This window comes from Clostridium muellerianum, from assembly GCF_012926525.1.
GTDB lineage: Bacteria > Bacillota > Clostridia > Clostridiales > Clostridiaceae > Clostridium_AM > Clostridium_AM muellerianum.
Genome location: NZ_JABBNI010000042.1, coordinates 1 through 7,367, shown reverse-complemented (window position 1 = coordinate 7,367; position 7,367 = coordinate 1). Strand labels below are relative to the sequence as shown.

At 29.1% G+C, this 7,367-nt stretch carries 6 protein-coding genes and 1 pseudogene; all 7 read right to left on the bottom strand.

Annotated elements, in window-relative coordinates; genetic code table 11:
- Positions 1 to 489: 489 nt before the first annotated feature.
- A complete protein-coding gene (locus HBE96_RS17970; protein ID WP_169299100.1) occupies positions 490 to 852 on the bottom strand; it encodes a hypothetical protein in 363 nt (120 codons plus the stop codon).
- Between the two features lie 34 nt (positions 853 to 886).
- The gene (locus HBE96_RS17965) at positions 887 to 2,698 is read right to left on the bottom strand and encodes a hypothetical protein (protein WP_169299099.1); all 1,812 of its coding nucleotides are present in this window, start codon (positions 2,696 to 2,698) and stop codon (positions 887 to 889) included.
- Between the two features lie 582 nt (positions 2,699 to 3,280).
- On the bottom strand, positions 3,281 to 3,664 hold the full coding sequence (locus tag HBE96_RS17960; RefSeq protein WP_169299098.1) for a hypothetical protein: 384 nt from the start codon (positions 3,662 to 3,664) through the stop codon (positions 3,281 to 3,283).
- Between the two features lie 15 nt (positions 3,665 to 3,679).
- Positions 3,680 to 5,470 carry a WXG100 family type VII secretion target gene (locus HBE96_RS17955; RefSeq protein WP_169299097.1) on the bottom strand — a complete coding sequence of 597 codons (1,791 nt, stop codon included), beginning with the start codon at positions 5,468 to 5,470 and terminating at the stop codon, positions 3,680 to 3,682.
- Positions 5,471 to 5,851: 381 nt separating this feature from the next.
- A complete protein-coding gene (locus HBE96_RS17950) occupies positions 5,852 to 6,499 on the bottom strand; it encodes an ankyrin repeat domain-containing protein (RefSeq protein WP_243186991.1) in 648 nt (215 codons plus the stop codon).
- 74 nt (positions 6,500 to 6,573) lie between these two features.
- Positions 6,574 to 6,783 carry a hypothetical protein gene (locus tag HBE96_RS26470; protein ID WP_243186990.1) on the bottom strand — a complete coding sequence of 70 codons (210 nt, stop codon included), beginning with the start codon at positions 6,781 to 6,783 and terminating at the stop codon, positions 6,574 to 6,576.
- A gap of 122 nt (positions 6,784 to 6,905) precedes the next feature.
- Positions 6,906 to 7,367: pseudogene (locus HBE96_RS17945) on the bottom strand (ankyrin repeat domain-containing protein); the annotation flags it as partial.

The window sequence follows — 7,367 nt, the reverse complement described above, 5'->3', positions numbered from 1 at the left end:
CAGCCCTAATATTTCTTTATATATTCTTCCCAGGTATCTGGATAAAGTTTTTTAATCTGTGATAACTTATTTTTAGGAATCTTAGTGTTCCAATAATTTACTCCTTGATTGGCAAATTCCTTAACAAATTTCCATAAAAATGAGAGTGAACGGTAGGTATGTACCTGGATAATTCATCTAAACTTAGTGAGAGAAACAAAACTCTAAAGAGAAAGCGATTCACTTTAAATCAGAGATTTAAGTTCTCTGCTTTTCTCACTAAGTAAGATTCATTGATATTTTCTTTTTGTTCTGCTAGTATCTTTATAAATTTTTTATATTTGAGGAACAATTAGTTAGGATTTTTTCCAAAGGTCTATCTCTTTTGTAATTTCACTAAATAGACATTTAGGTTTCAAAATTTTAAAAGGAATGACACCCTTCCTTGTCTTTTTATTTGTTCATATGTCAAGTGGTCACAATCCTTATAGCTAAGGTTATCCTGAGTTTTTATTTGATAAAACCAAAAAAAGGATTAGGATCTGTAATTACTCCTAGTTCAATTACTACCTTAGTTATGATAGATATTATTAATGTTGTTACAATTGATATCAATGCTGGTTTAAACATATAATGACGTGCACTATTCCCAGATATATTATAATGATATAAATTGCAAAGAGTACCTACAATTGTAGATATTGCTAGTGCATCTACTTTTATTGGTATCAAATATATTAAGCTCGGAATACCAGTGATCCACAAAGATATAATATATCCAATCACATAACAAATCACATAATAAGTTAATTTGTATTCGTATTTCTTTTTATTCTCTTTATTTAAACTTGTTTCTTTTTTCTTATTTTTCATTATTACCTCCATACGCACTATTTAGATGTAGGTCTTATTTATTATAAGCATCAGCTGAGTCAGTGAAAGATTTCACTGTACCATTTTCATTAAATGTATTTCGGATATCAACTCCAGTAAAAATAAAATCTTTTTTACCAACTTTACTAGGATTAAAGCTTTTGATATCAAAGACTGGATCTTCAGTTATTACACGCTTTAATATCATTGGTGTTTTACTATTTTTGCCAATTACTTGAGTAGTAGTTACTGTTTTACTACCTTGTCTTACAACTATATCTTCTGTTTGTAGATTTTCTTTAAATGCTTTTGCTATATTAGCTTTTCTTGGTATCTCTCTAGTTTCTTCTTTAACCATAGTTGTTTGCAATGTTTTAGCATCATTTGCTAAACATAAAGTAGCAGTTACCATAGAAGCTCCATTATAAGCCAACTCTCCTTTTACTGGTCCTAGCCATTTTTTATATCCTGATTTTAAAAGATTTATTGAATCTCCATTTGGATTGACTGCTGCATTCTTTAATTTACTTAAACCTTCAACAAAACTATTTGATCCATCCCCCATTAAATAAATACCTGTTGGAACCGCAATACCAGTACCTAAACCCTCTGTAAGAACACTTCCACCTGTCATAACTGTCCAACCAAATGGAACCTCAGTAGCACCACCTGCAGCTTCACAAGTACCATCAATTACCAAATCAGCTCTCTTTCGAAAAGCTATCGTGTTTGCATAATCAGGACTTAGTACGATATTCAACGTCATATTTAATTCGTCTATATAATCTTGTCTAGTACGAATTATGGGTAATGTCCACCACCGTCCTTCATCTACCTTATCAGTATCGTTCATTGTATTTATTTGTTTCATTAAATACTTTATACGTTCCCTTGTATCTTTGTCATATATAGAGTCCAGATCCAATACGTCACCTGTTCTGGGATCTTCTATATAATCCTCAGTTTTATATAATACTGATTTCTGTTGAAGCATTGATAATGTCAATTTTATATTTTCTGCTTCATCTGCTGCTTGTTTTTTCAATTGAGCATATTTCTCTTCACCTAATACTTTTTCTACATATGCTAATATCTCTTTTTCTTCATTAGTCAAGCTATCAGGATCCTTCAGCATTAATTCTATTACTTTATCCTTATCTACTTGTCCATTTTCTGAAATAATGGACATACCTCTAATTTTAGATATTCCTTCAGTTATTCCTGATATTTTTGAAAATACTGAGCATATATTATCTTCCATATCTCTTACGCTATTACAATATTCATTAAAGGAAGCTTTAAAATCTGTCAAACTTTCTGTTTGATTTCTTAGTGAAGTTTGTAAATTGAAAACATCACCTGCAATCGGAAACGTTGTAAAGGTCAGGCTATTTACCAAATTTAGTATTTCTACAAATTTAGAATTCATATTTCTATAATAATCGTTTGTACATTCATCAATATTGTTGTTTATTGGAAATTGCCCTCCATATTGAAGTGAAATAATTCCTGAATCGTCATTTGTAAGAGCTACTCCGCCTCCACTTCTTTTTATGCAGGCTTCAAAATTCTCACTTCTCTTCTTCAATTGAATTGCTCTTGGCTTTTCTTGACTTTCTAAAGCATTTTTCTCATATTTCATTTTTTCTATTAAATTTGTGTAAAATTCCTGCTTTTTAATATGATTTTCCATAAATTTATCTTTTGCTTCACCTGACCAACCTTGGTCAGTAAGTTCTTTAATTGCCTTATTGATATTTTCTTTTTGTTCTTCTAAATCCTTTATTGTATTTTCATATTCCCTTATTGTCGCAGTTAATTCACCTATGTCTAAACTAAAGTCCATTTCAGGTCCTCCTATTAATTATGGTATTAATCATCTTCACTATGATATATAAATCTTCTGTTTCACATATTGCTCTATTTGGTTATGTATTCAAGTATATCTGTATAAATTTTAGTCTCTTTACTATTTACACCCTATCTATAACAAATTGATCAGCAATCTCAATTTTCATTAAATAAAAAAACTTTAGTTTTTTAAATCTAAATGTCCATCTTCTTTAAGATCTATTTCTAAACCAAATATTTTAAATTTTTCTTCAGCTTTTCAATTGCTTCTGTATCTCCTGATTTAACAGCAGTTCTATATAGAAAAATAAAAATTGAAATAAAAAGAATTAACATTGGTTTTTTAACATTAATTGTCCTAATTTATTCTTATCTACTTGTCCATCTTCCGAAATAACAGAAATACCTCTAAAATTAGATACTCCTTCAGTTATACTAGATATCTTTCCAAATACTGAACATATATTGTTTTCTATATCTCCTACGCCACTACACTATTTATTAAAACTTAGTATTCATAAAAGTCGTGGTTGAGCCATAATTTTTGCAAATTTAGTATGCCTTTTTTATTTATTATTTATTTTTCACATCCAAACATACCCAAAAATGGTCTTATATCTATAATTATATTATATTTTAGTAGTATTTGAAGTAATATTACTACTACTACTAATAATACTAGAGATATAATTCCATAAACAACACCGTTCCAACGTATTTCTATATCAGTTTTGTTTGGCTTTTTGGGTACTTTTGATAAAGATGTTATAAGTATAGATATGCACATAGCATCTACTTTTATAGGAATTAAATAAGTAAGTTTAGGTATCCCTGTAATACATAAAGATATAATGTAACCTATAATATACCCCACTAAGATAATTTTCCAGTTTATCTTTCTCTTGTTTGGTTTTTTAATATAATTTTGACTCCAATTAGTGATTTTCTTTTTTTTACTCATAATATCTATCCTCTTTTAATCTTCATTTGGTAATAAACTTGATTGGACTGATTGTGCTGTACCTTTAGTATTTCTTAAATCTACTCCTGTGTAAAATGAATTTTTAGTAAAATCCCATGTATTGAGTAAAGGGTGTTCTGTTATAGTACGTTGTAAAATCATAGGTGTTTTAGTAGATTGATCAATTACTTGTATTGTATCTACTGTTTTCTTAGTTGTTCCATTAATTGTTTTTGTCGTTATAGTTTCTATAGGTAACTTTAATCGTTCTGCTTTTGCTATATTTTGAGGTCTTGGTACTACTTTAATACTATCTTCTCCTATTATCTTTGATATACTTTGAACATCACCAGCTATACAAATTCCTCCACATATTAAAGAAGCTCTATTATAATACATTTCTCCATTTTCATCGCCGAAAGATTTTTTATAAACCCAGTCTCTTAATGGATTTATTGTGTTAAATTTTTTACCTGTTAAAGCATTAACTACTTTAGTTCCACCTTCAGTCATTGCACTACTACCATCTGCCATTAAATATCCTCCTGCTGGTATAGCAATTGGTGCAGCTAATCCTTCTGTAAGAGCTGCCCCCCCTGTTGCTACAGTAAATCCTAAGTCTGTTTCTGTATAACCTCCTATAAACTCCAAAGTTCCATCCAAACCCATATATACTCTATCTTTTATTTCTTGTTTTTTAGCATACTCACCACTTTTTATCTCCGATAATGTCTTAGCTAATTCACCTTCAAAATATTGTCTACTATAGACTTTCCAAAACATCCAACTACCTTCATCATCACTCAATTCATTTTCCTTAAGCCAATTTAGTTTATCAGCTAAATAATTTATACGATGTAAGGTTTTTTTATCAACATTTTGTAAACTAATCACACTTCCTGTTTCTGGATCTATAATATAAGCTATAGATGATGGACCATAACTACCGGTCAGATTCATTAATTGAGCTAAATCCTTCTCTTCCTTTATTGCTTGTTCTTTCAATTCAGCATATTTCTTTTCACCTAATACTTTTTCTAAATATGATAACATCTCTTTTTCCTCATTAGTTAAGCCACTAGGATTCTTTAACATTAATTCTATTACTTTATCCTTATCTACTTGTCCATTTTCTGAAATAATGGACATACCTCTAATTTGGGATATTCCTTCAGTTATTCCTGATATTTTTGAAAATACTGAGCATATATTATCTTCCATATCTCTTACGCTATTACAATATTCATTAAAGGAAGCTTTAAAATCTGTCAAACTTTCTGTTTGATTTCTTAGTGAATTTTGTAAATTGAGAACATCACCTGCAATCGGAAACGTTGTAAAACTTAGGCTGTTTACCAAACTTAGTATTTCTACAAATTTAGAATTCATATTTCTATAATAATCGTTTGTACATTCATCAATATTGTTGTTTATTGGAAATTGCCCTCCATATTGAAGTGAAATAATTCCTGAATCGTCATTTGTAAGAGCTACTCCGCCTCCACTTCTTTTTATGCAGGCTTCAAAATTCTCACTTCTTTTCTTCAATTGAATTGCTCTTGGCTTTTCTTGACTTTCTAAAGCATTTTTCGTATACTTCATTTTTTCTATTAAATTTGTGTAAAATTCCTGCTTTTTAATATGATTTTCCATAAACTTATCTTTTGCTTCACCTGACCAACCTTGGTCAGTAAGTTCTTTAATCGCCTTATTGATATTTTCTTTTTGTTCTTCTAAATCCTTTATTGTATTTCCATATTCCCTTATTGTCGCAGTTAATTCACCTATGTCTAAACTAAAGTCCATTTTTATCCCTCCTATTCCTTGTAGTATTAATCATCTTTGCTGTGATACTCAATATCCTCTATTATCATTGCATTTTTTTGAGATTCTAATTGTTCAATTTTAACTTCACACTTTTTAACTAATTTAAGTAATGAATATATCATATGTTTATTTTATACTCTGCTTTATCAAGCATAGAATTATATCCTTTATTTATTGCAAGACCATCACATATTATAATTACTAAAATTGACACAATAATTATTATTCTTCTTCTCATGTATACCATCTTTCTTTGCTACTTTAATAACTCTTTACTAATTTCATATAAAGAAGATAACAAATCAAATATACAAACTTTTGACTTGTTATCCTTTTAATGTGTCTTAATCAAACATAGTCCTAATATTTCTTTATATATTCTTCCCAATCGTTAGGATGAAGTTTTTTTATCTTTCCAAGTGTACGATCATCAATTTTAGCATCTTTATAATTTACACCCTGTCTAACAAATTCATCAACAATCTCCATTTTTATTTTGTATTCTTTTGAATTTAAATCAAATACCCAATCCTTTAATATATTAACTAAAAAAAGTTTTTCATTCGGGTCTTCATTACCAAAATTTTGTCGTCTATAATATGGATCTGCTACTTTTGCTTTTTTTTGAGCAATTAAATAATATGCATATTCTGGTGTCTCATGTGCTAACAAAGCATCTTCTGCCGCAGTATCTCCATGTTTTGTTTTATAGTTAATATCAGCACCAGCCTCAACTAATGCCTTTGTTTTTTCAATACCACATCCTATTGAATTCATTAATGGACTAGTTCCTGAATCTATATCATTGGGATTATTATTAACATAATTCTTATTAGGATTTGCAGCATAATGTAATAAAAGTTTCACATATTTAGGATCTTTTTTATCATTATTATCTATCCAAGAGTATGATGCTGCTAAAAAAAGTGGTGTTTCGCCTTCCTTTGTTGATATATCAGGATTTGCACCACACTTTAGCAATGCTTCTGCTGATTTATACTTTTCCATTCCTACTGACCATAATAATAAAGTAGCTCCATATTTAGGGTCCTGGTAATTTAATAACTCTGGTTTATCTTTTGTTATTTTTTTATAGTACTAGTTTTTTCACTTTTTACAGCTATAGCTAGTTCCCATGCTGGAGTATCTTTATAAATATTTATATTATTAATTTGAAATTTTCCATTCTCAGCCGCTTTATCAAGCATAGAATTATATCCTTTATTTATTGCAACACCAGCACATATTATAACTACTAAAATTGACACAATAATTATTATTCTTCTTCGCATGTATGCCCTCTTTCTTTGATCCTTTAATAACTTTTTACTAATTTCATATAAAGAAGATAACAAATCAAATATATAAACTTTTCACTTGTTATCCTTTTAATGTGTCTTAATCAAACACAGTCTTAATATTTCTTCATATATTCTTCCCAATTGTTAGGATGGATTTCTTTTATATGTTCAAGTGTATCATCAGAAATCTTAGTGTCCCAATAACTTACTCCTTGATTAGCAAATTCTTTAACAATTGCCATTTTCATTTTATATTCTTCTGATCCTAATTCAATAGTCCAGTCTCTTAATCTATCTACTGGATAAAATTTTCTATTAGGATTACTAATATAATAGGATTCATTTACTTTTGCTTTTTTTTCTGCAATTAAATAATATGCATATGTCCTCCTTTCCTCTGTAACATTTCCTCCTCCGCTATCCAATGCACAAATTGCTGCAGTCTCTGCTTTTTTTGTTTTATAATTTATATCAGCTCCTGCTTCCACTAAAGCTTTTGTTTTCTCAATTCCAGCTGAAACTGAATTCATCAAAGGACTTTTACCACTTTTTATATCATCATCATTTCTTCCTAT

Coding starts and splice junctions, on each gene's coding strand:
- HBE96_RS17965 (WP_169299099.1), bottom strand. CDS start 2,698: ATGGACTTTAGTTTAGACATAGGTGAATTAACTGCGACAATAAGGGAA.
- HBE96_RS17960 (WP_169299098.1), bottom strand. CDS start 3,664: ATGAGTAAAAAAAAGAAAATCACTAATTGGAGTCAAAATTATATTAAA.
- HBE96_RS17970 (WP_169299100.1), bottom strand. CDS start 852: ATGAAAAATAAGAAAAAAGAAACAAGTTTAAATAAAGAGAATAAAAAG.
- HBE96_RS17950 (WP_243186991.1), bottom strand. CDS start 6,499: ATGGAAAAGTATAAATCAGCAGAAGCATTGCTAAAGTGTGGTGCAAAT.
- HBE96_RS17955 (WP_169299097.1), bottom strand. CDS start 5,470: ATGGACTTTAGTTTAGACATAGGTGAATTAACTGCGACAATAAGGGAA.
- HBE96_RS26470 (WP_243186990.1), bottom strand. CDS start 6,783: ATGCGAAGAAGAATAATAATTATTGTGTCAATTTTAGTAGTTATAATA.